Origin of the sequence: Porifericola rhodea, assembly GCF_030506305.1 — a bacterium.
Classification (GTDB): Bacteria; Bacteroidota; Bacteroidia; order Cytophagales; family Cyclobacteriaceae; genus Catalinimonas; species Catalinimonas rhodea.
This window is the reverse complement of the sequence record NZ_CP119421.1, coordinates 1592472-1616988: the sequence shown is the minus strand read 5'-3', so window position 1 is coordinate 1616988 and position 24517 is coordinate 1592472. Positions and strand designations below refer to the sequence as shown.

Annotated in this window: 22 protein-coding genes; 14 read left to right on the top strand and 8 right to left on the bottom strand. The window is 40.0% G+C overall.

What is annotated here, in order from left to right:
- Positions 1-70: 70 nt before the first annotated feature.
- Complete coding sequence (gene dxs / locus PZB74_RS06500; protein ID WP_302241568.1) at positions 71-1993, bottom strand: 1-deoxy-D-xylulose-5-phosphate synthase; 1923 nt, start codon at positions 1991-1993, stop codon at positions 71-73.
- A 201-nt stretch (positions 1994-2194) separates the two neighbouring features.
- Between dxs and PZB74_RS06495 the strand changes: the two genes are divergently transcribed.
- Both PZB74_RS06495 and PZB74_RS06490 read left to right on the top strand, forming a co-directional pair.
- The gene (locus PZB74_RS06495; protein WP_302241567.1) at positions 2195-2947 is read left to right on the top strand and encodes a segregation and condensation protein A; all 753 of its coding nucleotides are present in this window, start codon (positions 2195-2197) and stop codon (positions 2945-2947) included.
- A complete protein-coding gene (locus PZB74_RS06490) occupies positions 2947-4014 on the top strand; it encodes a lysylphosphatidylglycerol synthase transmembrane domain-containing protein (RefSeq protein ID WP_302241566.1) in 1068 nt (355 codons plus the stop codon). Before PZB74_RS06495 ends, PZB74_RS06490 begins: the two co-directional genes overlap by 1 nt.
- A gap of 50 nt (positions 4015-4064) precedes the next feature.
- Here PZB74_RS06490 and PZB74_RS06485 read toward each other — a convergent pair whose 3' ends face one another.
- Entirely contained in the window at positions 4065-4484 is a 420-nt protein-coding gene (locus tag PZB74_RS06485; RefSeq protein WP_302241564.1) for a nucleoside-diphosphate kinase, read from the bottom strand.
- A 153-nt stretch (positions 4485-4637) separates the two neighbouring features.
- Here PZB74_RS06485 and PZB74_RS06480 point away from each other — a divergent pair, with 153 nt between their 5' ends.
- The 5 genes from PZB74_RS06480 to PZB74_RS06460 all read left to right on the top strand — a co-directional run bounded on the left by PZB74_RS06480 (position 4638) and on the right by PZB74_RS06460 (position 11729).
- The gene (locus tag PZB74_RS06480) at positions 4638-5714 is read left to right on the top strand and encodes a S66 peptidase family protein (protein WP_302241563.1); all 1077 of its coding nucleotides are present in this window, start codon (positions 4638-4640) and stop codon (positions 5712-5714) included.
- Between the two features lie 82 nt (positions 5715-5796).
- Entirely contained in the window at positions 5797-6867 is a 1071-nt protein-coding gene (locus tag PZB74_RS06475; RefSeq protein ID WP_302241562.1) for a dipeptide epimerase, read from the top strand.
- A gap of 53 nt (positions 6868-6920) precedes the next feature.
- Positions 6921-7982, top strand: coding sequence for an aminotransferase class I/II-fold pyridoxal phosphate-dependent enzyme (locus PZB74_RS06470; protein ID WP_302241561.1), 1062 nt, complete (start codon positions 6921-6923; stop codon positions 7980-7982).
- Between the two features lie 478 nt (positions 7983-8460).
- On the top strand, positions 8461-11274 hold the full coding sequence (carB, locus tag PZB74_RS06465; protein WP_302241559.1) for a carbamoyl-phosphate synthase large subunit: 2814 nt from the start codon (positions 8461-8463) through the stop codon (positions 11272-11274).
- 167 nt (positions 11275-11441) lie between these two features.
- A complete protein-coding gene (locus tag PZB74_RS06460; protein ID WP_302241558.1) occupies positions 11442-11729 on the top strand; it encodes a DUF4834 family protein in 288 nt (95 codons plus the stop codon).
- 65 nt (positions 11730-11794) lie between these two features.
- Here the strand turns inward: PZB74_RS06460 and PZB74_RS06455 are convergent, their stop codons facing one another.
- Positions 11795-12679, bottom strand: a complete 885-nt coding sequence (locus PZB74_RS06455) for a DMT family transporter (RefSeq protein ID WP_302241557.1) — start codon at positions 12677-12679, stop codon at positions 11795-11797.
- Positions 12680-12953: 274 nt separating this feature from the next.
- Here PZB74_RS06455 and PZB74_RS06450 point away from each other — a divergent pair, with 274 nt between their 5' ends.
- Together PZB74_RS06450 and PZB74_RS06445 are read left to right on the top strand one after the other, a co-directional pair.
- Positions 12954-13586, top strand: a complete 633-nt coding sequence (locus PZB74_RS06450; RefSeq protein ID WP_302241556.1) for a DUF6436 domain-containing protein — start codon at positions 12954-12956, stop codon at positions 13584-13586.
- Between the two features lie 3 nt (positions 13587-13589).
- Positions 13590-14999 (top strand): GAF domain-containing protein, encoded by a 1410-nt coding sequence (locus PZB74_RS06445; RefSeq protein WP_302241555.1) that lies wholly within the window; start codon positions 13590-13592, stop codon positions 14997-14999.
- 8 nt (positions 15000-15007) lie between these two features.
- Here PZB74_RS06445 and PZB74_RS06440 read toward each other — a convergent pair whose 3' ends face one another.
- The 4 genes from PZB74_RS06440 to PZB74_RS06425 all read right to left on the bottom strand — a co-directional run bounded on the left by PZB74_RS06440 (position 15008) and on the right by PZB74_RS06425 (position 17241).
- Positions 15008-15808 (bottom strand): inositol monophosphatase family protein, encoded by an 801-nt coding sequence (locus tag PZB74_RS06440; protein WP_302241554.1) that lies wholly within the window; start codon positions 15806-15808, stop codon positions 15008-15010.
- A 41-nt stretch (positions 15809-15849) separates the two neighbouring features.
- On the bottom strand, positions 15850-16533 hold the full coding sequence (gene rsmI / locus PZB74_RS06435) for a 16S rRNA (cytidine(1402)-2'-O)-methyltransferase (protein WP_302241553.1): 684 nt from the start codon (positions 16531-16533) through the stop codon (positions 15850-15852).
- An 82-nt stretch (positions 16534-16615) separates the two neighbouring features.
- The gene (locus PZB74_RS06430) at positions 16616-16846 is read right to left on the bottom strand and encodes a 4a-hydroxytetrahydrobiopterin dehydratase (protein ID WP_302241552.1); all 231 of its coding nucleotides are present in this window, start codon (positions 16844-16846) and stop codon (positions 16616-16618) included.
- Between the two features lie 128 nt (positions 16847-16974).
- Positions 16975-17241, bottom strand: a complete 267-nt coding sequence (locus tag PZB74_RS06425; RefSeq protein ID WP_302241551.1) for a DUF493 family protein — start codon at positions 17239-17241, stop codon at positions 16975-16977.
- A 516-nt stretch (positions 17242-17757) separates the two neighbouring features.
- Here PZB74_RS06425 and PZB74_RS06420 point away from each other — a divergent pair.
- From PZB74_RS06420 to rny, 5 genes are all read left to right on the top strand, one after another.
- Positions 17758-18342, top strand: coding sequence for a T9SS type A sorting domain-containing protein (locus PZB74_RS06420; protein WP_302241550.1), 585 nt, complete (start codon positions 17758-17760; stop codon positions 18340-18342).
- Positions 18343-18585: 243 nt separating this feature from the next.
- On the top strand, positions 18586-21012 hold the full coding sequence (gene pheT / locus PZB74_RS06415) for a phenylalanine--tRNA ligase subunit beta (protein WP_302241549.1): 2427 nt from the start codon (positions 18586-18588) through the stop codon (positions 21010-21012).
- Positions 21013-21121: 109 nt separating this feature from the next.
- Positions 21122-21418 (top strand): hypothetical protein, encoded by a 297-nt coding sequence (locus tag PZB74_RS06410; protein WP_302241548.1) that lies wholly within the window; start codon positions 21122-21124, stop codon positions 21416-21418.
- 15 nt (positions 21419-21433) lie between these two features.
- Positions 21434-21736: a cell division protein ZapA gene (locus tag PZB74_RS06405; RefSeq protein WP_302241547.1), complete on the top strand. Its 303-nt coding sequence runs from the start codon at positions 21434-21436 to the stop codon at positions 21734-21736.
- Between the two features lie 120 nt (positions 21737-21856).
- Entirely contained in the window at positions 21857-23467 is a 1611-nt protein-coding gene (gene rny / locus PZB74_RS06400) for a ribonuclease Y (RefSeq protein WP_302241546.1), read from the top strand.
- A gap of 126 nt (positions 23468-23593) precedes the next feature.
- Here the strand turns inward: rny and PZB74_RS06395 are convergent, their stop codons facing one another.
- A complete protein-coding gene (locus tag PZB74_RS06395; protein WP_302241545.1) occupies positions 23594-24412 on the bottom strand; it encodes an XRE family transcriptional regulator in 819 nt (272 codons plus the stop codon).
- Between the last annotated feature and the right edge of the window lie 105 nt (positions 24413-24517).

The following is a 24517-nucleotide window of genomic DNA, read 5'->3' as shown; positions in this document are numbered from 1 at the left end:
AATAAAAAAAAAGAAAGGCTGTCTCTTTTTTGAGACAGCCTTTTATGTTTATAAGCTAAGGTCTTAAAATTTAGACAAAACTGCTTGCGTTAACATCTTGCATAGCTCTTACTTGCTGAGCGATACCATCTGGATCATAACCGCATTCACGGTGCAACTCTATCTGTTCACCATGTTCGACAATACGATCAGGAATACCTAAACGCTTCACTTGTGCGTTATAAGCATGGTCAGCCATAAATTCTAACACGGCACTTCCAAATCCACCCATCAGGCAGCCATCTTCAACAGTAATAACTTTTTTATAGTTGCTAAATATTTCGTGCAGCATTTCTTCATCCAGAGGCTTTACAAAACGCATATCATAGTGAGCTGGATTAAAGCCTTCTTCTGCCAAGGTTTGGCATGCTTCTACGGCATAGTTGCCAATGTGCCCAATTGTTAGAATAGCTACTTCTTCTCCGCCTTTTATTTTTCTTCCTTTGCCAATTTCAATCTCTTCCATAGCGGTACGCCATTCAGGCATAACTCCCTGCCCGCGGGGGTAACGGATGGTAAATGGCCCATCTTTATGCAAAGTTGCGGTATACATCAAATTACGCAACTCTGCCTCATTCATGGGGGCAGAAATCACCATATGGGGTAAGCATCGCATGTAAGCAAGGTCATAAGCACCATGATGAGTGGGTCCATCTGCACCTGCTACTCCGGCTCTGTCTAGGCAGAAAATAACGGGTAGCTTTTGTATACATACATCATGTACTACCTGATCGTATGCACGCTGCATAAAAGTGCTGTATATATTGCAGAAGGGTGTAAGCCCCTGACTAGCCAAACCGGCAGAGAAGGTAACCGCGTGTTGCTCAGCTATACCCACATCAAAAGCTCGGTCTGGCATTTCTTTCATCATAATATTCAGAGAGGAGCCAGAAGGCATTGCTGGTGTGATACCCATAATCTTCTCGTTCTGCTCTGCCAGCTCTACAATAGTGTGTCCAAATACCTGCTGATACTTGGGAGGCTGAGGAACGTCATATACTTTTTTACGAATTTCGCCAGTGACTTTATCAAACTTACCGGGCGCATGCCATTTAGTCTGGTCTTTTTCGGCCAGGGCATAGCCTTTGCCTTTTACGGTAATGCAATGCAGAATTTTTGGGCCGGGAATCCTTTTCAGGTCGTTCATTACATGAACCAGATGATCTACATCATGTCCATCTACCGGGCCAAAATAACGAAGGTTAAGCGATTCAAAAAGGTTGCTTTGCTTAAGAAGGAATGCTTTGATGCTGGTCTCTACTTTGGACACAACTTCCTGAGCGCTTTTACCAAACTTGCTGATTTTACCCAGCATCTTCCATACATCATCTCTTACTTTATTATAGGTTTGGGAAGTGGTAATATCAGTAAGGTAATCTTTTAAAGCACCTACATTAGGGTCAATAGACATGCAGTTGTCATTGAGTACAATAAGTAGGTTAGTATCTGAAACACCCGCATGGTTCATCGCTTCAAACGCCATTCCGCCAGTCATGGCACCATCGCCAATGACAGCGATATGCTGCTTATCGTTCAGGCCCTGATAATTTGAAGCCACAGCCATCCCTAAAGCCGCAGAGATAGAAGTAGAAGAGTGGCCTACCCCAAAGGCATCATACTCGCTTTCGCTACGTTTAGGAAAACCTGACAAGCCTTTATACATACGGTTTGTATGAAAGTTGTCTTTTCTGCCAGTAAGAATTTTATGCCCGTAAGCCTGATGCCCTACGTCCCATACTAGTTGGTCGTAGGGAGTGTTAAACACATGATGCAAGGCTACGGTAAGCTCAACAACTCCAAGGCTGGCACCAAAATGACCTCCATATACAGAAACCACATCAATAATAAACTGTCGGAGTTCCTGAGAAAGTTGTACTAGTTGGCTTTGGTCTAGGGCTTTTACGTCGGCGGGGCTATCAATCTGAGCGAGTAATGGACCGGGCTTTATTAGCATGATGGTAATATTCTTAAAATGTATTTCTGAAACTATGTCAGGCTACGAATGTTTTACTTTCCTAAAACCGTTTTGTAAGAAATAAGGTGCAAAGGAACGATGTTTTTTTGTAACAGAACATTTATTGCACAATAATGTCATAAATTTGCTTAGATTTTACGCTAGTAAATTTACTGATTCACAAGATAAAAGAAAGCCACTGTGAGTTTTGAAATCAAACTTCCCAGATTTGAAGGTCCATTTGATCTGCTACTCTTTTTCATAGAGAGAGATGAACTGGATATTCACGATATTCCTATCTCCAAAATAACGGATGATTTCTTAAGTTATGTCCGTCACCTAGAAGCCATGAATATAGAGGTTGCCAGCGAATTTATACTGGTAGCCGCTACGCTTATGCGTATTAAAGCAAAAATGCTGCTACCTCGTCCGGTGCTTAACGAAGAAGGAGAAGAGGTAGACCCGCGGGAAGAGCTGGTGAAACACTTACTGGAATACAAGAAATACAAATCGGTGATTAAGGAGCTTTCTGAGATGGAAGAAAGCCGCTCCCTTAAGCATGAGAGAGGCAATATAATAAAAGAACTTAAGCAGCTTGCCGAAACAAATAACGTAGAAGCCGAATTACAGGACGTTACTTTATACAAACTTCTAAAAGTATTTGAGCGTGTAAGCCAGCGCTTTGAACTTAAACAAAAAGAAAAACCTCATAGAGTTGTACAATATCCTTACACAATTTCGGGACAAAAAAGTTATATACTGAGTAACCTCAAAAATACGGATCGTTTGTCGTTCCAAAGTGTAATTACCGAGGACCCAAACAAGATTGCAATCATATTTAATTTTCTCGCTATCCTTGAGTTGCTTCAGCTGAATGAGGTTACCCTGCAGCTTGGAGAAGGCTTTAACAACTTCTGGGTGTTGAAAAAGGAAGAAGAAGTACGTGCTGAATAATGGACATTAACTCCAAAAAAATATTTAAAACGCTGAATCCGAATAAAGTATGGATACCGGTGGTGATAGGCCTCGGTATTGTATTTTATATGTTTTACAGCGACCCTGATCTTACGGCTGATAAGTTAAACTTGGTTTTTAATGCATCACTACTCCCAATAGCACTAGCCTTGCTGGTTATTTTTGCACGGGATGCTGGCTATGTATACAGAATTAAAACCCTAACCAACGATGAACTCTCCTGGGGCAGTAGCATTTATGTAATTATTTTCTGGGAATTTGCTTCTGCAGTAACACCTTCTATCGTGGGTGGAACTTCTGTAGTCGTATTTATTCTGGTAAAAGAAGGTATTAGCCTGGGCAAGTCTTTGGCTTATGTGATGCTTACTGCCATATTGGATAACCTCTTTTTTGTGCTGGTGGCTCCGATTGCCTTACTGTTTACGGCACAAGAGCTCTTTCCGGATGCTGATGAAATGGAACTACAATTAGGTAACAGCTTACAGGTGCTGTTTCTGATTAGCTATGTACTTATTACCATTTATACTTTTTTTATGTTCTACGCCATATTTATCAGGCCCAGGGGGTTTAAATGGTTACTTCTTAAAGTTACCTCTATCAGCTTTTTAAGGCGTTGGAGACACGCGGCAGGTAAGCATGGCGATGAGATCATTACTGCTTCTGAACTACTAAGAGGTAAAAAGTTTGGCTATTGGGCAAAAATCGTAATTGCTACTTTTTTGATATGGTCTGCGCGCTATATCATGCTAAACTGCCTGATCGCAGCCTTTACGCATGTTAACCCCATGGAGCATCTTCTAATATTCTGCCGCCATTTAATGATGTGGATTACCATGCTTATCTCTCCTACTCCGGGGAGTAGTGGTACAGCAGAGTTCTTTTTTACTCAATTCTTCACAGAGTTTTTGGGCGACTATACCTTTGTCACCAATATATTGTGGAGGATGTTGTCTTACTATCCGTATTTAATTTTGGGCGCTATCTTTTTACCAAAGTGGATAAGAAGAGTCTTTTTTAAGAAAAAGTCTAAAGCAGTACAGCCATAAAAAAAGGAAGGCCACAAAGCCTTCCTTTCGTTTTTTGTGAGCTTAGCGTATTAGAAGCGCTCAGTTTCTGCAAAGAAGAAGTTGCCTTCCTGAGCGGCAGTTTCGTCAGCGTCAGATCCATGAATAGCATTAGCTTCAATAGACTTGGCAAACAATTTACGGATAGTACCTTCCTCCGCTTCGGCAGGGTTGGTAGCGCCTATTAGTTTACGGAAGTCTTCAACAGCATTGTTTTTCTCTAATATCATAGCGATGATAGGGCCAGAAGACATATACGCAGTAAGATCTTTGTAGAAAGGGCGCTCTTTATGTACAGCATAAAACTGTCCGGCTCTTTCTTCAGAAAGTTTAGTCATTTTCATGGCTACGATTTTAAAGCCAGCTTCCTGAATCATTTTAATAATAGCTCCTGCATTGCCCGCTTCCATTGCGTCGGGCTTAACCATGGTAAAAGTTCTGTTACCTGCCATATTTCATTTAAAGTTTATAGAGTTTCAAAGTAATTTTTCGCAAAGCTAAGGGTTTATTTTTTACTGTCCATCATTTTGCGTAAAAGAGCTGCTTTGTCTTTAGCTTTGCTTCAAATCCATTAACTTGCGTGTTTCCAAGAAGTCCAACTCATCATGCAAAGAAGAAAATTTATCTCACAGCTGGGCGCTTCTGCTTCAGCTTTTTCTCTCTTAGGTATTCCTTATTCTTCTCAAACCATCGTAGGCAATGCGGCTCCAGAAAAAATTATTCCTCCGCGTCTTAAACCTGGAGATACTATTGGCCTGCTTACACCGGCAACTTACCTGAACGAAGAGCAACTGCGTAATGCTATTCTGGCCTTGGAAAAATTAGGTTTTAAAGTTCGCTACTCGCCCAATATGCTGGTAAGAAAAGGCTACCTGGGTGGTACAGACCAGCAACGCGCAGATGATATTAACCAAATGTTTGCCGATAAGGAAATAGATGGTATTATGTGCGGAAGAGGTGGATACGGCAGCGGTAGAATATTGCCATACCTGGATTTTGATATTATTCGCAACAACCCTAAAGTTTTTATTGGCTTTAGTGATATTACTGCTATGCTATATGGTATTTATGGGCAGGCAGGCTTAGTTTGCTACCACGGGCCTATGGGTACTTCTGATTATAATGAGATTACTACCGAATATTTTAAAAAGGTACTAATGGAGCCAGAGGAGCAATTGCACTATACCAATGAGAAAGTACAGCCTACTATAGAGATTGACGAAGAAGGAGTAGAATTATCTACCACAGCCGAAGTAATTACAATTAGCCCTGGCAAAGCTGAAGGAGAGTTAGTAGGAGGTAACCTCTCTCTAATGAGTATGCTGGGCGGTACAGACTATGATATTGATATGCGGGATAAACTGGTGTTTATAGAAGAAGTAGGAGAAGCGCCCTATCGTGTAGACCGTATGCTTACCCAATTGTTGTTAGATAAAAATAAGTTGCCTGCCGCTGCAGGAGTCGTATTGGGCATATTTAACGATTGTGAAGCTAAGGATGAAGATCGCTCCCTTTCGCTAGCCCAGGTATTACAAGATAGACTCGCTGGTTTAGGCATACCGGTAATATATGGGCTTTCTTTTGGGCATATCAGGCAGAATATGACTATTCCATTCGGCATTAAAGCCAGCTTAGATGCTGATGAAAAAAAATTAGTATTACTGGAACAGACAGTAGGCTGATAAACGGGTATAATTTTATATACATTTGCACATATTACAGTCTTTTTTGTAGAACGAGGAAACGGAAAAAATTACCGAGGAGATGAAAGTAAAACTACACGCTTTTGACCTGAAAATTAAAGATCGCTTTAAGATTGCTCGCGAGTCTAGAGATGTACAGGAAACCCTGATCGTAGAATTGGAAGATACTAACGAGAAAGGAGAAGTACTGAGAGGTTTCGGCGAAACCACCGCCAATCCATACTATGGGTTTACTGTAGAAAGCATGCGAGAGGAGATAGAAAAGCTGCGAGATATTATAGAGCAGTTTGAACTTAGCAATAAGGCAACTCACAGCAAGCAGTCAGGCAGCCCGGAGGTCTTTTGGCATTATATGTTTCCTCACCTTCAAAAAAGCTCTTTTACACTTTGTGCGCTGGATATGGCTGCTCATGACCTCTTCGGTAAAAAACTGCGCAAACCACTTTATCAGCTCTGGAAGCTCAATCCCGATGAAGCTCCTGCCTCAAATTATACCATAGGGATAGATACCATAGAAAAGATGGTGCAGAAGATGCAAAACATGCCCTGGCCTTTATATAAAATTAAACTGGGAACGAATGAAGACCTGGAAATTGTAAAAGCATTACGTAAGCATACCGATGCTACATTTAGAGTAGATGCGAACTGTGCCTGGAGCGTAGAAGAAACGATAAAAAACTCTAAAGAGCTTAAGCATTTAGGGGTTGAGTTTATAGAGCAACCTATGCGCGCCGACGATATGGAGGGTATGAAAGAAGTCTTTCAGCATTCAGAATTACCCCTTATCGCCGACGAAAGCTGTATTGTAGAGTCTGATGTTGCCAAATGTTATAATCATTTTCATGGTATTAACATTAAGCTTACCAAGTGCGGAGGACTTACTCCCGCCCTGCGGATGATAGCTGAAGCCCGCAAACTAAATATGAAAGTAATGGTTGGCTGCATGACAGAGTCTACTGTAGGCATTTCTGCAATTGCTCACCTTGCTCCCCTTCTGGATTATGTAGATATGGACGGCGCCCTACTACTGGCAGAAGATATTGCTACCGGCGTTAAGGTACAGCCTAAGGGGGTAGAGTATGCACCGGAAAATGGTACCGGAGCTATGCTCATAGCTTCAAATCAACTGTAACCAGCTATATAATACCTAGCCTGCTGAATTGGACCAGTAGACTTTACACTACTATGCCTACTACTCATACGCTACCCGGACGTACTGTTGAACTCAACGGAAAAGAAAAATTATACTTCAGTGGCACATCTTATCTGGGGATCAATCATCAGCCAGAGTACCGGGCACTCCTGGTGGAAGGCATGCAGCAATATGGTGGCAATTACTCAAGTTCTCGCTCCTCCAATCTTAAACTGGCTATTTATGAAGAAGCAGAGCAATTTATAAGGCAGTGGCTGGGGCAGGAGGCAGTGCTTAGCTTTTCGTCTGGGTATCAGGCAGGGCAGGCATTAATGCAGGTACTCTCTACAGAGGCAACTTACATCTTTGCTCCTAAAACTCATCCGGCAGTATGGCAAAGCCGGCAAAAAGTATGGCAGGGTAGTTACACTTCTTGGGTAAACTCCTTACAAGAGCAAATAGCCAAAGCCCCTCGGGAAGTTATTGTTGTTAGCAATTCGCTGGATCCGCTATATGCGGAAAAGTATAGTTTTGACTGGCTTGCTGAGCTAACAGAGGATAAGTCAATTCATGTTATTATTGATGACTCACACGGCCTGGGAGTACTTGGTAACAATGGTGAAGGTATAGTTGCAGAAGCAAAAGCTTATCTGCCTCCATACGTACACTTAAGTATAGTAGGTTCTATAGGAAAAGCACTAGGCATACCCGGAGGTATTATATCTGGTTCTTCTACACTAATTCGTCAGTTGCAAAAGAGCCCATACTATACAGCAGCCTCACCCATACCGCCCCCTTATTTATTTGCCTTTTTACAGGCTCAGCCAATCTACCAAAGGGCTAGATTAAACATGCAAAAAAGAATTAGACAATTTGTAAATGAGGTAGATACTCTGAATCTTTTCCATTATTTTGAGAATTACCCCGTCTTCTATACGCCCTACAATGCTTTAACGCAAGCTGTAGAAGAGTTAGGCATATTATCCAGCTTTCCGTATCCCCAGCCCGATAGTGCACCAGTAACAAGGGTAGTTCTTAATGCTTTGCACACAGAAAAAGATATTGAAATGCTTTCTAAAGCAGTTAAGCAGTTTGCTAATACCAGAGGGGCTTAGGCGCAATGTCTATTAACAGCACTAGCTTTAACCCTATTGTTTTGCTACAACTTCATTCTAAATAGAGTTTTGATAAGATAGGTTTGTTTGTTTTTTGCAATTTTAAAAAAGGAGGGGGGAGGAAGTCACTTTTCGAGCTTATAGAGGTGTGAAAAATAGAAACATAAAGCAAACAAGGGTGTTTCTTTGTTTAAGTAAGATATGCTAGTGTATTTCAAAATAAAATTTTGAAATAAAGCCATAATACCAATAGGTGTAAATTGAGAATTTGTGAGAGACTAACTTCGGATTTCATAAATTGAAGCTTAAACAACGTTTTATTGACGCTTTCGTTTATTTCCCGACTTTTATCTGCTAAATTCGCAGCCAACTTTGGTTTTATGTAGCTGAACACAGGAAGCAGCGGCTGCTTATGCCCTCCCAACTGTGGTAAGTATTAACCGGAAACTTATAAATTCAACATATAAAACACCTATCCATGCCAAGAGATCATAGTATCAAATCAGTCCTCATTATTGGTAGCGGTCCTATTATTATCGGACAGGCTTGCGAGTTTGATTATTCAGGATCACAAGCAGCAAGGTCTTTAAGGGAGGAAGGGATTGAAGTCACTCTGATCAATTCTAATCCTGCCACAATTATGACAGATCCGGTGACAGCTGATAATATTTATCTAAGGCCACTGGAAAAAAAGTATATCATTGAAATTCTGGAAAAGCACCAGATAGATGCTGTATTGCCTACTATGGGAGGACAAACTGCTCTCAATTTGGCCATTGATTGCGAAAAAGCAGGGATATGGAAGAAGTACAATACGCGCCTGATCGGGGTAGACATTAACGCGATAGAAACCACTGAAGACAGAGAGCGCTTTCGCCTCAAAATGAAAGAGCTGGATGTAAATGTATGTGAAGGAAACATCGCTACCTCTTTCTTGCAGGGTAAAGAAATTGCCCAGCGTATAGGTTTTCCTCTTGTTATCCGCCCTTCTTATACATTGGGTGGCTTTGGAGGCGGCTTTGTAGAAAAAGCCGAAGACTTTGAAAAAGCTCTTACGCAGGGATTGCATGCCTCTCCTATACACGAAGTACTTATAGAGCAAAGCATTTTAGGGTGGAAAGAATATGAGCTTGAACTGCTGAGAGATAGCAATGGTAATATCATTATCATCTGCTCTATTGAGAACTTTGACCCTATGGGGGTACATACCGGAGACTCAATAACTGTAGCTCCTGCCATGACTCTTCCAGATACTGTGTACCAACACATGCGAGATCTGGCTAAAAAGATGATGAACGGTATTGGAGAGTTTGCCGGAGGATGTAATGTTCAGTTTGCTGTAAATCCTGAAGACGACTCCATCGTAGGTATTGAAATTAACCCTAGAGTTTCTCGTTCTTCGGCTCTGGCTTCAAAGGCAACGGGTTACCCTATCGCTAAAGTAGCGGCAAAACTAGCAATTGGCTACAATCTGGATGAACTTAAAAATCAGATCACTGGTAATACTTCAGCTTTCTTTGAACCAGCAATTGACTACACAATCGTTAAAATACCTCGCTGGAACTTTGAGAAGTTTGTAGGCGCAGACCACAGACTAGGCTTGCAGATGAAAGCCGTTGGAGAAGTAATGGGTATTGGGCGTAACTTTCAGGAAGCACTACAGAAGGCCTGTCAGTCATTAGAAATTAAACGTAATGGTCTGGGAGCAGATGGCAAAGAAGAAACGGACCAAAAGGTAATCCTGGAGAAACTGGAACACCCTACTGGAGATCGTCTGTTCCGCATCTACGACGCTTTTAAGTTAGGTATCTCTTTCTCTACCATTCAGAAGCTGACAAAAATTGACAAATGGTTCCTGACACAGATTGAGGAACTGATAGAACTGGAGAAAGATATAGAACAGTATACCCTGGATACTATTCCTAAAGAACTGATGATGCTTGCCAAAAAGAAAGGTTATGCTGATCGTCAGATTGCTCACCTTCTGCGTTGCTTGGAAAGCCAGGTGCATGAGAAGCGGAAAGACATGGGAATACAGCGCGTGTACAAACTGGTAGATACTTGTGCTGCTGAGTTTGAAGCACAGACACCGTATTATTACTCTACCTTCCAGGAAGAAAACGAATCGGTAGCCTCTGACCGTAAAAAGATTATTGTACTTGGTTCTGGCCCCAACCGTATTGGCCAGGGTATAGAGTTTGATTACAGCTGTGTGCATGGTGTGCTTGCGGCCAAAGAAGCAGGCTACGAAACCATCATGATAAACTGTAACCCTGAGACAGTATCAACAGACTTTGACATTGCAGATAAGCTGTACTTTGAACCGGTATTCTGGGAGCATATTTACGACATCATCCAGCACGAGAAACCCGAAGGTGTAATTGTACAGTTGGGTGGACAAACTGCGCTAAAGCTTGCAGAAAAACTGGATCGCTATGGAATTAAAATACTGGGAACCAAGTTTGAAGCACTTGATCTGGCTGAAGATCGTGGCCGTTTCTCAACACTACTAAAAGAAAACGATATTCCTTACCCAGAGTTTGGTACTATCACAGATGCCGCATCTGCACTGGAGCTTTCTAAAACCATTGGGTTTCCGCTTTTAGTTCGCCCTTCATACGTATTGGGTGGGCAAAGCATGAAGATTGTTATTAACGAAAATGAACTGGAGGAGCATGTTGTAGAAATTCTTAAGGACATGCCTGGTAATCAGATTTTGTTAGATCATTTTCTTGAAGGCGCTATAGAAGCTGAGGCAGATGCCATTTGCGACGGAGAAGAAGCATATGTAATTGGAATAATGCAGCACATAGAGCCTGCTGGTATTCACTCAGGAGATTCTTATGCAGTACTACCTCCTTATAACCTGGGAGATTTTGTGATGCAGCAGATAGAAATGTATACCAAGCGTCTGGCTCTGGCTTTAGGTACTGTGGGGCTTATCAATATACAGTTTGTGATTAAAGATGATCGTGTGTACGTTATTGAAGCTAACCCTCGTGCCTCTCGTACAGTACCGTTTATCTGTAAGGCTTATCAGGAACCCTATGTAAATTATGCGACACAGCTAATGCTGGGTGAGAAGAAGTTAAAAGACTTTACCTTTAACCCGGTGAAAAAGGGATATGCTATTAAAGTTCCTGTATTCTCATTTGAGAAGTTTCCTAATGTAAATAAGGAATTAGGGCCTGAGATGAAATCTACTGGTGAAGCAATCTACTTTATAGATGACCTGATGGATGATTACTTCCTGAAGATCTTTAGTGAGCGAAACCTATATCTGAGCAAATAAGCTAATTAGCTTAAGTTATATTAAAGATGTGGGCTGCCGGCATTTGTGCCGGAAGTTCACATCTTTTTCGTTTACACTAACTTGTACTCAGAGAGCAGTAGGCGAAACCTATTCTAGCATATGTAAGTTTAAAATGTAGTATCTTGTGAAGATAAAATCGTTTATATATGTTATTTAAATTCCTATTGTTCTTATTTCTGGTATACTTACTATTTAGACTAGTCAACTTTGTCTTTAAAGTAATACGTACGGTATCTGGAGCTAAAGAGCAGGCTCAGCAATTTAACCGCCAGTATGCCAGGCAGCAAAACCATGGGCCCAACTCAAGAAAATACAAGCAACCCACAGACGGAAACGTTAATATTGAGTATATCCCAGAAGAAGATAAAAAGAAGAATAAAAGCAGCCGTGATTTTAAAGGAGGCGAATATGTAGACTATGAAGAAGTAAAGTAGCCAGGCTGCTTTGCTTCATAAGCTTCGAGTATCTTATCAAAGTATTTAACTCAAAATACATTCTTTTAACTCATCTTTTGCTTTCTATTTTTTTCTGACTCAGCTCTTTTGAACTTAGTTTGTTTATACCATAAGTTTAGTGCCACTCCCAAAATAGCAAGCCCCATACCTGCATAAGCGTAGATGTTATAGGTTTCATCAAAGAAAGTGTAACCGAAAATTAAGGCATAGACTATTCCCAAATATCTGATAATACTCACCTTGGATAACTCTTCCAGCTGTATTGATTTTGTCATGAAAAATTGAGCAAACTGGGTAAAGAGGCCTATAGAAATTAGTATGACCCAGTCCCATCCGTGAGGAGCTTCCCAATTAAAAACAGAATACACACCGGTAATAGGAGCGGTGATCAATGGAAAGTAGAAGATTATTACCAACGGATGCTCATTTGTATTAAGCTTACGGATAAAATTTTGAGCCAAACCTGAGAAGAAAGTAGCGATTACTCCAATAACAAAATAGAATGGAGATATCCTACTATCAAAGCCCTGTACCATTACAATACCCGCAAATGCCGCCAAAAAGAATATCCACTGCAATGGATAAACTTTCTCTTTAATAATAAAGATGCCTAGCAGCGTAGTAAATATAGGAGCCAGAAACCCTATAGTAACTGCACTGGCTAAAGGTATATGTTGTAAGGTTTCGTAGAATAAGATAAGCGCAACTGCTCCGCATCCCCCTCTTAGTAAAAGATATTTCCTGTTATTCCCCCATATAAAAACCTTTTGCTGTTTCAGCATAATCAGGCTCAACAAAAAAGAGATAATTGAGCGGAAAAATACTACCTGTGTGGAAGGTATATGTGGCACTAGCTTAACCATAAGCCCCATACATGAAAAGAAAAATACGGAAATCACCATATACCAGACCCCTCTGGAGAAAAGCATGTAGAATTTGTTAATAGAACTGAAAAACGAACAATGTGCAGCTTAAAGTTAAATGCCTCTTATTTCCTCTAACTGGAGATGAATAGATAAGTTTCTTACAGCTTTTGAATAAAGTAACTGTTCCTACAAATCTTAATACTATAATAATATGTACTAGAAAGCCTTTTTAAGAGCTAACTGAGGTTAAAAGAAATTTTCCAAAGATTTAATTGTATTATTTTAATAAAAAATATAACTTTGTAAGAAATAAAGGTTTTTTAAACACTTTAGTCTTATGAAGAGCATCACAACAAGAATATATATATCTGTACTATTATTAGTAGTTATCGTTTCAGGAATTGGATACATCTTCTGGCAGGAGCAGGCAGTATATTTACTACCTACACCCAAGCCAACCAACTATAAAGAAGTAGCTATAGGATCTAAACCTGAAGTAGATTTTGGGGGAGCCAACATTAAGAAAGGTGAGAAACCCGTTTTTCTACACTTTTATAATCCTGAGTGTCCTTGTTCAAGGTTTAACCTTGCCCAGTTTAAGGAGATGGTGAACGCACATAAAGACTCAGTTGACTTCTATGTAATCTTACACCAGTCAGATAAAGCAAAAAGCGAAGTAGAATCTGAGTTTGAAGTTCCGGTAATTCGTGATGATTCTGGGAAGATTGCTGACGCTTATGGCGTGTATGCGACTCCTCAGGCTCTTATTCTTGATGGTAGTGGAAAGATCTACTACAGAGGTAACTACAACAAAGCTCGCTACTGCACTACTCGTGATACACGTTTTGCAGAGCTGGCTCTGGAAGCTATAGTGGAAGATAAACCGCTACCTCAGTTTGTAGAGCTTGCTAGTATTAGCTATGGTTGTTCACTGCCATCTGACAAAAAGCGAACAACATTCTTTTTCTAAAACATGCGTGAACAAAAAATTCCTCAGGAAGCCAAGCTCTCGTTAAAAGAAACTTATAGGCAATCCAATAAAATTATTAGGATTGCCTTAACTTGTTATTTTTTGTTTGGACTCGCCTTAGCTCCAGTGTATGATACCTGGTACGTAGCGCTAAGCATAGGGCCTTTAAGTCTTTTATTGTATTACGTCCCTCAATGGTTGCTTCCAGAGAAGACAATGCATCATTATACTGCTGGTGTTTCCTTCTCTATTCTGATGGCACAGTTCATTTATCAAATGCATGGCTTATTCGAGATGCATTTTTTTGCATTTATAGGAGTCATATTACTGATCACATACCAGAACTGGAAAATATTTATACCAGCTACTTTATTTATTGTAATCCATCATGGTGCTTTTGCTTATCTGCAATACAAAGGAGTAGAAGAAGTCTACTTTACCCAACTGGCCTTTATGGATTTAAATACCTTTATTATTCATGTAGGACTAGCTGCAGTAATTATTGGTCTTTGTGCATTTTGGGCTTTTGATTTTGGTAAGAAGACTAAGTCTATGATGACCAATAAGACGATTATTGAAAAGCAGCTTGCACAGGCTGATAAAAACGTAGAGATTGCTACTGAAATAGCAGAAGGTAATCTTAACCTTGAGATTATCCAGGATCAGGGTTCCGATAAACTTGGACAGGCACTAGTACACATGTTGGATAAACTTCGTGAAGCTGACCAGCGTGAACGTCTGGAAAAATTTACTAATCAGGGCCTTACCGGTATTCATGACATTTTAAGAAAGAAAGACTTATCGTTAAAAGATGCCTCTGATGCTGTTCTTCAATACATTGTTAGGTATGTAGGGGCCAACCAGGGATCGTTATTTGTAAACAAGCCTGATACTCAGACTTTAAGTCTACTGAGTTGCTACGCCTATGATAAAAAGAAACATGTTGAGGGCGAGTTAGCATATGGACAAGGACTGGTAGGGCAAGCTTTTTTGGAGAAAGAAACTATAATGCTGAAAGATGTGCCAGAATCCTATGTGCGCATTACCTCTGGCCTAGGTGAAGCTACGCCTCGTTATGTAATCATTGTACCTTTAAAAGTAAATGAAGAAGTAGTAGGAGTATACGAGTTAGCCTTCTTTAAAGAGATATCCGAAGATATAGTTCAATTGCTTGAGCAGTCTGCAGAACATATTGGTTCTGAGATTCTGGCAAGTCAGAAAGCTGAGGAAATGAAAAACCTCTTAGAACAAAGCCAGGAATACACAGAACAAATGCGATCTCAGGAAGAGGAAATGAGACAAAATATGGAGGAACTACAGGCTACTCAGGAAGAGCTGGCAAGAAAAGAAAACGAGTATGTGGCAGAGATTAAAATGCTCCGCCAGCAGCTTCAGGAAATTAAATCAGTTTAAACAGCTAGCTAAGCCGGATACCAGTGCTTATGGACTATTTCTGTAAGTGCTGGCTGTATACCGCATCCGGCTACCAACTCTCCACCAAAAATAAAGTCTTTGCCTCCATTAAATGTAGATACCTTACCTCCTGCCTGTAGTACTATAAACGCTCCAGCTGCAACATCCCAGGGTTTAAGATTATATTCAAAATAACCTTCAAACCGGCCACAGGCTACATAAGCCAAATCAATAGCTGCGCTCCCCATGCGTCGCAAACCATGAGTTTTATCCATAAGTTCTTCAACTATTGGAAGGTATGCGGGTACCTCTTTTAGTTTGGAATAAGGAAATCCGCTTGCTAATAAGCTTTCGTCTAGTTCTCTTACAGGAGAAACCTGAATTTCATTTTCATTTAAATAAGCTTTTCCCTCTTTAATGGCATAAAACATTTCATCGCGACTGGGTTCATATACAACACCAAGTACTACTTCGTCTTTATCCATCAAAGCTACACTAATAGAGAAAAATGGCAGGCCATGCACATAATTTGTAGTACCATCTACCGGATCAATAACCCAGTTGTATTGGTCTGCTTTCCCTTCTGCTGCAGTTCCTTCTTCAGTGATAAACCCGGCGGCAGGTAAAATTTCGCCTAAACCTGCTACAAGGAGCTTTTCAGATTCTTTATCTACATAAGAAACCAGGTCGTTTTTACCTTTGTACTCAATTGAAGAGTGCTTGAATTTACGTGCTTCTTCCAGTGTGAAACTACCAGTTTGTTTAATAATTTGCTGTGCTTTTTCCAGAATGACTTCAAGCTTAAGCATAGGGGTATAATTAGTTCTTTAAAATATTTAATAGTTGATGTCTATTTACTTTTACCCTCTACTACAACTACAATTTCACCCTTTATTTTAGAAGTGCTAAAGTAAGTGAGTAGATTGGCTAAAGTATCATTTACAGTTTCTTCATGAATTTTAGTCAGCTCTCTGGAAACGGAAGCCAGTCTATCTTTGCCAAAAAATTCTGAAAACTGAGTTAGGGTCTTGAGTAAACGATGCGGAGATTCGTAAAAAATCATAGTGCGACTTTCTTCACTTAGCTGTTCTAGCTTGGTTTGTCTCCCTTTTTTGTGAGGAAGAAAGCCTTCAAAGCAAAAACGTTCTGCAGGTAAACCCGATTTTACTAGAGCAGGTACGAAAGCAGTTGCACCCGGTAAACTCTCAACGGCAATACTATTTGCAAGGCATTCTCTTACTAATAAAAAGCCGGGATCAGAGATAGCGGGTGTTCCAGCATCAGTGATAAGAGCCATTTTTTCACCATTTTTCAAGCGTTCAACTAACTTGCTTAGCGTTCTGTGCTCATTAAACGCATGATAGCTCTGCTGCTTGGTACTGATCTCATAATGCTTAAGTAAAATACCAGACTTACGGGTATCTTCAGCTAAGATGGTATCTACTTCTTTAAGAATACGCAAACTTCGTAGCGTAATATCTTCCAGATTGCCAATGGGAGTAGGCACTAAAAAAAGTGATGCTGATTCCTGCACTAAAAAATGGTTTATACTATTGTATTAGGAGGCTAAAGTAACAATAATACACTTTAGAACTCAAACATCAGATGAGAAACTATCAGGCAAGCTTATCTATTTCTGCTGCCAATTTATGGTCTTTATCCGTAACTTTATTGCCCGCATCGTGAGTGTTGAGCTCAAAGCTAACGGTATTATACACATTACTCATATGTGGGTGATGGTTCATTTTCTCTGCTACAATAGCCACCCTGGACATAAAGCCGAAAGCTTCTACAAAATCTTTAAACTCAAAAGTCTTTTTTAGTTTGTTGTCTTCTTCTTTCCACATAAAAAAATAAATTTATAAGAAGTGTTACTCTTTCAACCTGCTGAGCAAAACTATGTTTAGCAAAAAAGAAAAGTGTACATAAGGCAGCCAGAAAAAGCAAGCTACTATTTATGTACACTTATTATATGTTATAGCGCAAAAACGCCTTCAATTTTATCAGCCTCTACGTATTTTTCCATAACAGCATCGCTAGATCCCATCATCACTTTAGCAGTAACGCTTACATAGTTGCCTTTGCTAGATTCTTTTGTAGACAATTTATTTTTAGGAAAAAGGGCGAAAACTTCATCTTCTTTTCCACGGGGCACTATAAACTTAAACATATATAGAGATGGCCATTTGTGCGTGCCATCTAGCTTTTGTTTAAAAGCTTCTAAATCAATTTTGTTGGGCATAATACTTTATCATTATTTTATAGCTCTATCAAAACACATCCTTCCAGGGATAAATTCCGCTCAAGCGCTTATCTAGCCTGACACACATTTTAGTTTTTGCAAAATTATCAACAAAACGCAGACTTTTTGTTACCGGGGGGCTTACAACTAGCTATAATGTCAAGCAAAATTTCTGTTAATATGCTTAAAAATGGAGCGAATCCAGAAAAAAAAGGTGTTTTTTATATAGAAAAGAGTACAAATAGCATAATTACAATATTTGCAAAATACCCCCTGTATCTATGCTATTTTGTTGATCCATATAGTAAAATATCGCTCAGTTTTACACATCAATAAGATTGGGTGGGCTTTTATTCAATAAACTACCTATTTCTTTGATAAATTTTCAATAAATCACTATTTTTTTGTTGTTGTGTGTAACGAAAAAAGAAAAACCTTCGTAAATTTGTAGTGTAAACCAAAAGGAAAAACCTTAAAAAAGTTTTGAACCACGAAAAGAGTAGAACCATGAAAATTATGAAAAACCTAATGTTAGCCATGGCCGCTTTATTTGTAGTAAGTACTACAACATTTGCAGCCGACGATGCCGAGACTTTAATTAGTGTACGTCAGGATAAATCAGCTGATAAAAAAGCTTTTATCCGTGTCACCAACATTTCTGAAGAAGCTCCTGCCGTTCTTAAAATCAAGGACATGGAAGGAAATACTTTGCACCGCGAAGTAATTGCAGATCAGGCTTATATGAAGAAATATGACTTCTCTAACCTGCCTAGCGGCGAGTACGAAGTAGAAGTAAGAACTAAAGCTGGTATTTCTAAAGAAGTATTCCAGATTTCAGCTGGACAAAGCAATGCGGTTTATTTTAAGCCTGCTATACAGGTAGAGCCTGAATTAGTAAAAGTTGCTTTTATGAACAGAGTAAATTCTCCAGTTTCTTTGAAACTTTACGATAGAGATGGTAAAGTACTATACGAAGAAAGTGTAAACTCTCAGGAGACTTACTCTAAGGGTCTAAATGTAGCCAAGTTACTTCCTGGACAGTATTCTTTAGCTATAGTAGGTGACAATTACGTATACAGCAGAAGCTTTGACCTTAAGTAATTGTTAGCTGAACATAAACTTAAGCACTAGAAGGTGTAGGCGAGTGTCGCTTACACCTTTTTTATTTTATAATACTTCCCATATTTTATGCGGCTGTGGCCTTTCTCAAAAAATATAGCTACCTTACGTGACATACCCATCTAATTCATTAATTTTGCCACTCTTATTTTAGAGATAGCTGTGCACCATATCAGGCCGGCTTTTTTTATTTTTTATACCGCACGATCAAGAATATTTTGAGATATGAAAATATCTGTCAATTGGCTGAAAGATTATATAAAATTTGACAAACCCACTGAGGAGATAGGGCATTTGCTGACCATGTCTGGGCTGGAGGTTGAAGGCATAGCAGATTATGAGCAGGTTGCTGGCGGACTTAAAGGGCTAGTTATTGGTGAGGTACTTACTGCAGAGCGACACGCCAATGCCGACCGATTAAAAGTGACTACCGTAGATATAGGAAACGGCGAAGTAAAACCTATTGTCTGTGGAGCACCTAATGTAGATGTTGGACAGAAAGTAATTGTTGCTACTGTTGGTGCTACCTTATACCCAGCTGGAGGTGAGCCTTTTGTGATTAAAAAAGCGAAGATAAGGGGCGAAGTTTCTGAAGGAATGATTTGTGCCGAAGATGAAATAGGAGTGGGTGCTTCTCATGATGGTATTATGGTATTAGACACACACTTACCCAATGGTACAGCAGCTGCAGAATACTTTAATATTTACGAAGATCGTGTACTAGAAATAGGGCTTACACCCAACCGCGCCGATGCTGCCTCCCATATAGGAGTGGCACGCGACCTTAAAGCCTTGCTTCAACAAGAACTCAAATGGCCTTCTGTAGATAGTTTTCAGGTAGATAACCAGTCTCTGCCCATAAGTGTAGAAGTTCAAAATACTGAAGCCTGCCCCCGGTACTCTGGGCTAAGTATTAGCGGGCTTACCATCAAAGAGTCGCCCGAGTGGCTACAACAACGGTTAAAGTCTATCGGACTTACGCCAATCAACAATGTAGTAGACGCAACTAACTATGTGCTACACGAGTTAGGTCAACCTCTACATGCATTTGATGCAGATACCATACGAGGTAATAAGGTAATAGTGAAAACGCTCAGTGAAGGCAGCACATTTACCACTTTAGACGAAAAAGAACGCAAGCTACGGGCGGATGATCTTATGATCTGTAATGAAGAAGAAGGAATGTGTATAGCAGGGGTGTTTGGAGGAATAAAGTCTGGTGTAAAAGAAAGTACCAAAAATATTTTTCTGGAGAGCGCTTATTTTTCTCCTCAATATATTCGTCGTACGGCTCAGCACCATATGTTAAAAACGGATGCCTCATTCAGATATGAGAGAGGGACAGACCCTAACATTACCGTATATGCGCTGAAAAGGGCTGCACTGCTAATAAAAGAACTGGCCGGAGGTAGCATATCTTCTGAAATAGTGGACATCTATGCTGAGCCCGTTCAGGATTTTGTAGTAAAAGTCTCTTACCGGAATATAAATCGGCTAATAGGTAAAGAGATTGCTAAAGATCAGGTTAAATCTATTCTGCAGCATCTGGACATAAAAGTGAAGGATGAAAAAGATAGCGGGTTTACCGCTTTGGTGCCACCATATCGCGTAGATGTGCAGAGAGAAGCAGATATCATTGAAGAGATTCTACGTATTTATGGCTACGATAAGGTAGAAACATCAGCTTACCTAAGTGCAGATTTTCTCTCCAGCTTTCCTGAGATGGATGCTGATAAAGTTAAAAATAAGTTAAGTGAAATGTTGCTAGGTAGCGCTTATCGCGAAATTGTGACAAACTCACTTACTAAACCAGCTTATGCCGAATCTATTGGAAAAGGAGAAGAGTCTGTAGAAATACTTAATAAGCTGAGCGAAGACCTGGGGGTAATGCGCCAGAGCCTGATATTCAGTGGTCTGGAAGTAATTGCTTATAACATTAGCCATCGCCAGAAAAACCTAAAGCTTTTTGAATTTGGCAAAACTTACCATAAAGTTAATGCTAAGTATCTGGAAAAAAGCGAGTTAGCTATATTTCTGACAGGTATGCAGCAGCCAGAAAGTTGGCAGGGTGCTAGTACGGAGGTATCTTTTCACCATTTGTCTTCGACAATTAGAAAAATATTTAATAGGTTTGATATAGTCGATCCTGTGCAGAAGGAGCTTGAGGATGATAAATTCACCTACGGACTGGATTTTCAGTCGGTAGATGGTAAGTCTATCGGACAAGCCGGCTTGTTAAATCCCAAGCTTACGGCTTTGGCCGGAGTAAAGCAGCCTGTATTTTTTGCGAGTATTGACTGGCCCGCCTTGTTGGAAAAAGTGAGTAAAGTAAGTGCGAAAGAGAGGTTGATTTACCAGGAAATCTCGAAATTTCCTGAAGTGAGAAGAGATTTGTCTTTAGTACTAGACAAACAAGTGGGCTTTAGCCAAGTTGAGTCTGTAGCTAAAAAGTATAGCAATGCTTTGGTAAAAGATATTAATGTATTTGATATCTACGAAGGAGATAAGATAGATGCTGGCAAAAAAGCCTATGCTTTGAGCTTTGTACTGCAAGATGCAGAAAAAACACTCACTGATAAGGTGATTGATAAAACAATGAATAAGTTAATTAAAGTGTTTGAGAAAGAGCTGGGGGCTGTCATTAGAAAATAGTGGGTAAACCAAGCTTGAGTAATCATATAAGTAGTCAATAAATATCCTGAGGCTTTTATATATTACTTTATCAAAACTAACTAGAACCAAAAAGTAGCATAAGCTATTTATGAGTCAGAAAAAACTGATCGCTGAGATATCCGCCCTGGAACGCAAGGCCGAGTTGCTGGTAAGTCAGCACCATGCCTTAAAGGATGAGCTTAAGCAACTGAAAGAAGAAAACAGGATGCTCAGATCAGTCATTGAAGACAAAAACGAGCAAATTGAACATTTTCAAAAGACATTAAATTTAAGTAAAATTGTAAACAACGCAGTAGTCGATCATGACGATACTACTGAAATAAAGCGTACGATTAACGAGTACATCAGGAAAATTGATAAATGTATTGCTCAACTAAGTCAATAAATTGCGGAATATCTAATGGGTGAACTTTCGATAAAGATAAGGATTGGTGATAGAGAATACCCCATGAAGATTGAGGCGGATGAAGAGGAGCAAATTAGAAAGGCCGGACGCATGGTCAATGATCTTTTACGAGAATACAAAGACCGCTTCGGTACCAATGATAAACAGGATTTGCTGGCGATGGTTGCCTTTGATGCTTTCATGGAAAAAATTACCTACAGTAAAAACCTTTCTGATATGGAAGGTACAGTTTCCGACAGGTTGGGCAACCTTAATAAGCTTATTAGTCGCGCTCTTACTCCCGAGCGTAGTGTGTAACATTAAAAGCTTGTAATCATCAGGTCTAATTATCTACTCAACTGAACTTGTTAATAATTTCGCTCATCAGTAGTTAAGCTGCTATTGCGATAGTGGTACTTTTTAACAAAACTCGAAAAAATGAGTGAAATGATATTTCTCCTGCTTGCCGTAGCCATAGGGTCGCTGGGCGCAGGTATCTTCGTGGGCAAAGGACTTGCCAATAAATCTAATCTGGATCAGGAAAAACAGCTACAAAGTAGAGAAGAAGCTCTTAAAGAACGTGAGCAAAAGCTGAAAGAAGAAGGCGATTTTATTGTACGTGAGGCCAAGATCAATGCGGAGAACATTAAAAAGGAAAAGATTTATGAGGCCAAAGAAAAATACCTAAAGCTTAAGTCGGACTTTGAAGAGGAAGCCAATCGTAAGAAAAACATACTCATCACTAATGAGAATAAGCTAAAGCAACGAGAGCAACACCTGCGCGACCAACTGGAAAAAGTAAAAACACGTGAGGCAGAGCTAAAGTCTAAAGAAGAAATGCTTGACCAACAGCAAGAACTGGTAAGGAAAAAGCAGGGTGAGTTAGAGAAAATAAAACAGCAACAGGTAAGTATTTTAGAGAAGGCTGCCAGCCTTACAGCAGAAGAAGCCAAGCATCAGCTAATGGAAAGCTTGGAAGCTGAAGCACGCACTCAAGCCTCCGCCCACATCAAAAACATTATTGAAGAAGCTAAGCTATCGGCTACTAAAGAGGCCAAAAAGGTAGTAATTGAGACTATTCAGCGAACTGCTACAGAACATGCTATAGAAAACTGTGTATCTGTTTTCAATATTGAAAGTGATGATATTAAAGGGAAGATCATTGGGCGAGAAGGAAGAAACATCCGCGCACTGGAAGCAGCTACTGGCGTAGAAATAATTGTAGATGATACGCCTGAAGCCATCATCATCTCTGGTTTTGATCCGGTACGTAGAGAAATTGCTCGTCTCTCATTGCACCGTTTAGTAACCGATGGTAGAATTCACCCAGCCCGTATTGAGGAGGTAGTAGCCAAAACTACCAAAAATATGGAGGAGGAAATTATAGAAATTGGTGAGCGTACTGCCATTGATCTGGGTATTCATGGCTTACACCCTGAGCTGATTCGTATGGTAGGTCGTATGCGCTTCCGTTCATCTTACGGGCAAAATTTGCTGCAACACTCTCGCGAAGTGGCAAACCTGGCAGCTACTATGGCTTCAGAGCTTGGTCTGGCCCCTAAACTAGCGAAGAGAGCAGGTCTGCTACATGATATTGGTAAAGTATGGCCAGAGGAGCCCGAGCTGCCTCATGCGCTTTTGGGCATGAAGCTGGCCGAAAAGTACAACGAGCATCCTGAAGTATGCAATGCTATAGGCGCTCACCATGATGAAGTAGAAATGACTTCTATTATTTCTCCAATTATACAGGCTTGCGATGCCGTCTCTGGTTCAAGACCTGGCGCACGCCGTGAGGTAGTAGACTCCTACATACAGCGCCTTAAAGATCTGGAGTCACTGGGAATGGACTTTGATGGAGTAAGCAAGTGCTATGCAATACAGGCCGGACGCGAGCTAAGAGTTATTGTAGATGCGGAGCATGTTACTGATGATCAGGCAGGCTCATTATCTTACGAGATATCCAGAAAAATTGAGAAAGATATGCAGTACCCTGGCCAGGTGAAGGTAACGGTTATTCGTGAAATGCGATCTATTAGCTATGCCAAGTAGCTATTAAATACAGAATAAAAAGCAAAGCCATCTCATAAATTTGAGATGGCTTTTTTGTCAGTTGTGTATAATATTAAAGTCAGATTAAACTTCAATTAGTAGTAGCGCCAGCCTTATTACAAAGATTTAGTTTGTCTCTTTTTCATAATATGAATTTTGCCCTCCGGCAGAAGCATGGTCATCTGTCTGCATACTAGCCTTTAGTATGGCTACTGTTTTTTCCAGTTCTTCCAGGCGGCTAGCAATAGAGTTATCGGTTTCATTGTAACTTTGGTTGTTTGCTCTCAAAAACTCAGAAGATATTTTCCCCTTAATCTCCCATATCTCAATCACATCTTTATAAGCAATCTTATAAGATTTGTACTTAGGGTTATCACTTTTAAGCAAAAGCATTCTGCGCTTATCCTGATAAACACGTTTGGCAACAATTCCATCTTTTGTCACGATTACGCACAAACGGTTATCATGCAGGTTATCAAGTTTGTCCACTGCCTGTGTAATCACAATTTCACCTTCGTGTAAAGAGGGAGTCATACTATCCCCATGGATATTAAACATCCTGAAGTTACCTTCATCGTATCCCGGAATGCGGTACACTCCCAATGCATTAATAAAGGTATCATCGGCACAGTTTTTAGGGTAGCCGGCTTCCGCGCTTTTATCTACAAAAGAAATAAGATGCCTTTCATTTCCGAGAGAACCATTGGGCGGTGTGCCTCTGGCGATCTCTATTTTCTGATGTGAAAAAATTTCACCATGCCCAAATAACAGCCAGTCCGGGCGAATGTCAAACGCTTTGAGAAGATTATAAACTGTTGATATAGAAAGGGTTGTCTTGCCACTTTCTATTTGTGACAGTGCTGCCTGAGTAATAGAAATTTTACTAGCAAACTCTTTTTGAGAGAGATCCAGTAACTTTCTCAAGCTCAATATACGCTCTTCCATGAGATTGAATTTAAAGCAAGGGAATGTGTTAATCGCCCTTATACATTTGTGATAATATATAAGTTTACTTAAAATTAAAGTAAATACCTTATTTTTGCACTTATA

Coding starts and splice junctions, on each gene's coding strand:
- dxs (WP_302241568.1), bottom strand. CDS start 1,993: ATGCTAATAAAGCCCGGTCCATTACTCGCTCAGATTGATAGCCCCGCC.
- PZB74_RS06490 (WP_302241566.1), top strand. CDS start 2,947: ATGGACATTAACTCCAAAAAAATATTTAAAACGCTGAATCCGAATAAA.
- PZB74_RS06485 (WP_302241564.1), bottom strand. CDS start 4,484: ATGGCAGGTAACAGAACTTTTACCATGGTTAAGCCCGACGCAATGGAA.
- PZB74_RS06480 (WP_302241563.1), top strand. CDS start 4,638: ATGCAAAGAAGAAAATTTATCTCACAGCTGGGCGCTTCTGCTTCAGCT.
- PZB74_RS06475 (WP_302241562.1), top strand. CDS start 5,797: ATGAAAGTAAAACTACACGCTTTTGACCTGAAAATTAAAGATCGCTTT.
- PZB74_RS06470 (WP_302241561.1), top strand. CDS start 6,921: ATGCCTACTACTCATACGCTACCCGGACGTACTGTTGAACTCAACGGA.
- carB (WP_302241559.1), top strand. CDS start 8,461: ATGCCAAGAGATCATAGTATCAAATCAGTCCTCATTATTGGTAGCGGT.
- PZB74_RS06460 (WP_302241558.1), top strand. CDS start 11,442: ATGTTATTTAAATTCCTATTGTTCTTATTTCTGGTATACTTACTATTT.
- PZB74_RS06455 (WP_302241557.1), bottom strand. CDS start 12,679: ATGCTTTTCTCCAGAGGGGTCTGGTATATGGTGATTTCCGTATTTTTC.
- PZB74_RS06450 (WP_302241556.1), top strand. CDS start 12,954: ATGAAGAGCATCACAACAAGAATATATATATCTGTACTATTATTAGTA.
- PZB74_RS06445 (WP_302241555.1), top strand. CDS start 13,590: ATGCGTGAACAAAAAATTCCTCAGGAAGCCAAGCTCTCGTTAAAAGAA.
- PZB74_RS06440 (WP_302241554.1), bottom strand. CDS start 15,808: ATGCTTAAGCTTGAAGTCATTCTGGAAAAAGCACAGCAAATTATTAAA.
- PZB74_RS06430 (WP_302241552.1), bottom strand. CDS start 16,846: ATGTGGAAAGAAGAAGACAACAAACTAAAAAAGACTTTTGAGTTTAAA.
- PZB74_RS06425 (WP_302241551.1), bottom strand. CDS start 17,241: ATGCCCAACAAAATTGATTTAGAAGCTTTTAAACAAAAGCTAGATGGC.
- PZB74_RS06420 (WP_302241550.1), top strand. CDS start 17,758: ATGAAAAACCTAATGTTAGCCATGGCCGCTTTATTTGTAGTAAGTACT.
- pheT (WP_302241549.1), top strand. CDS start 18,586: ATGAAAATATCTGTCAATTGGCTGAAAGATTATATAAAATTTGACAAA.
- PZB74_RS06410 (WP_302241548.1), top strand. CDS start 21,122: ATGAGTCAGAAAAAACTGATCGCTGAGATATCCGCCCTGGAACGCAAG.
- PZB74_RS06405 (WP_302241547.1), top strand. CDS start 21,434: ATGGGTGAACTTTCGATAAAGATAAGGATTGGTGATAGAGAATACCCC.
- rny (WP_302241546.1), top strand. CDS start 21,857: ATGAGTGAAATGATATTTCTCCTGCTTGCCGTAGCCATAGGGTCGCTG.
- PZB74_RS06395 (WP_302241545.1), bottom strand. CDS start 24,412: ATGGAAGAGCGTATATTGAGCTTGAGAAAGTTACTGGATCTCTCTCAA.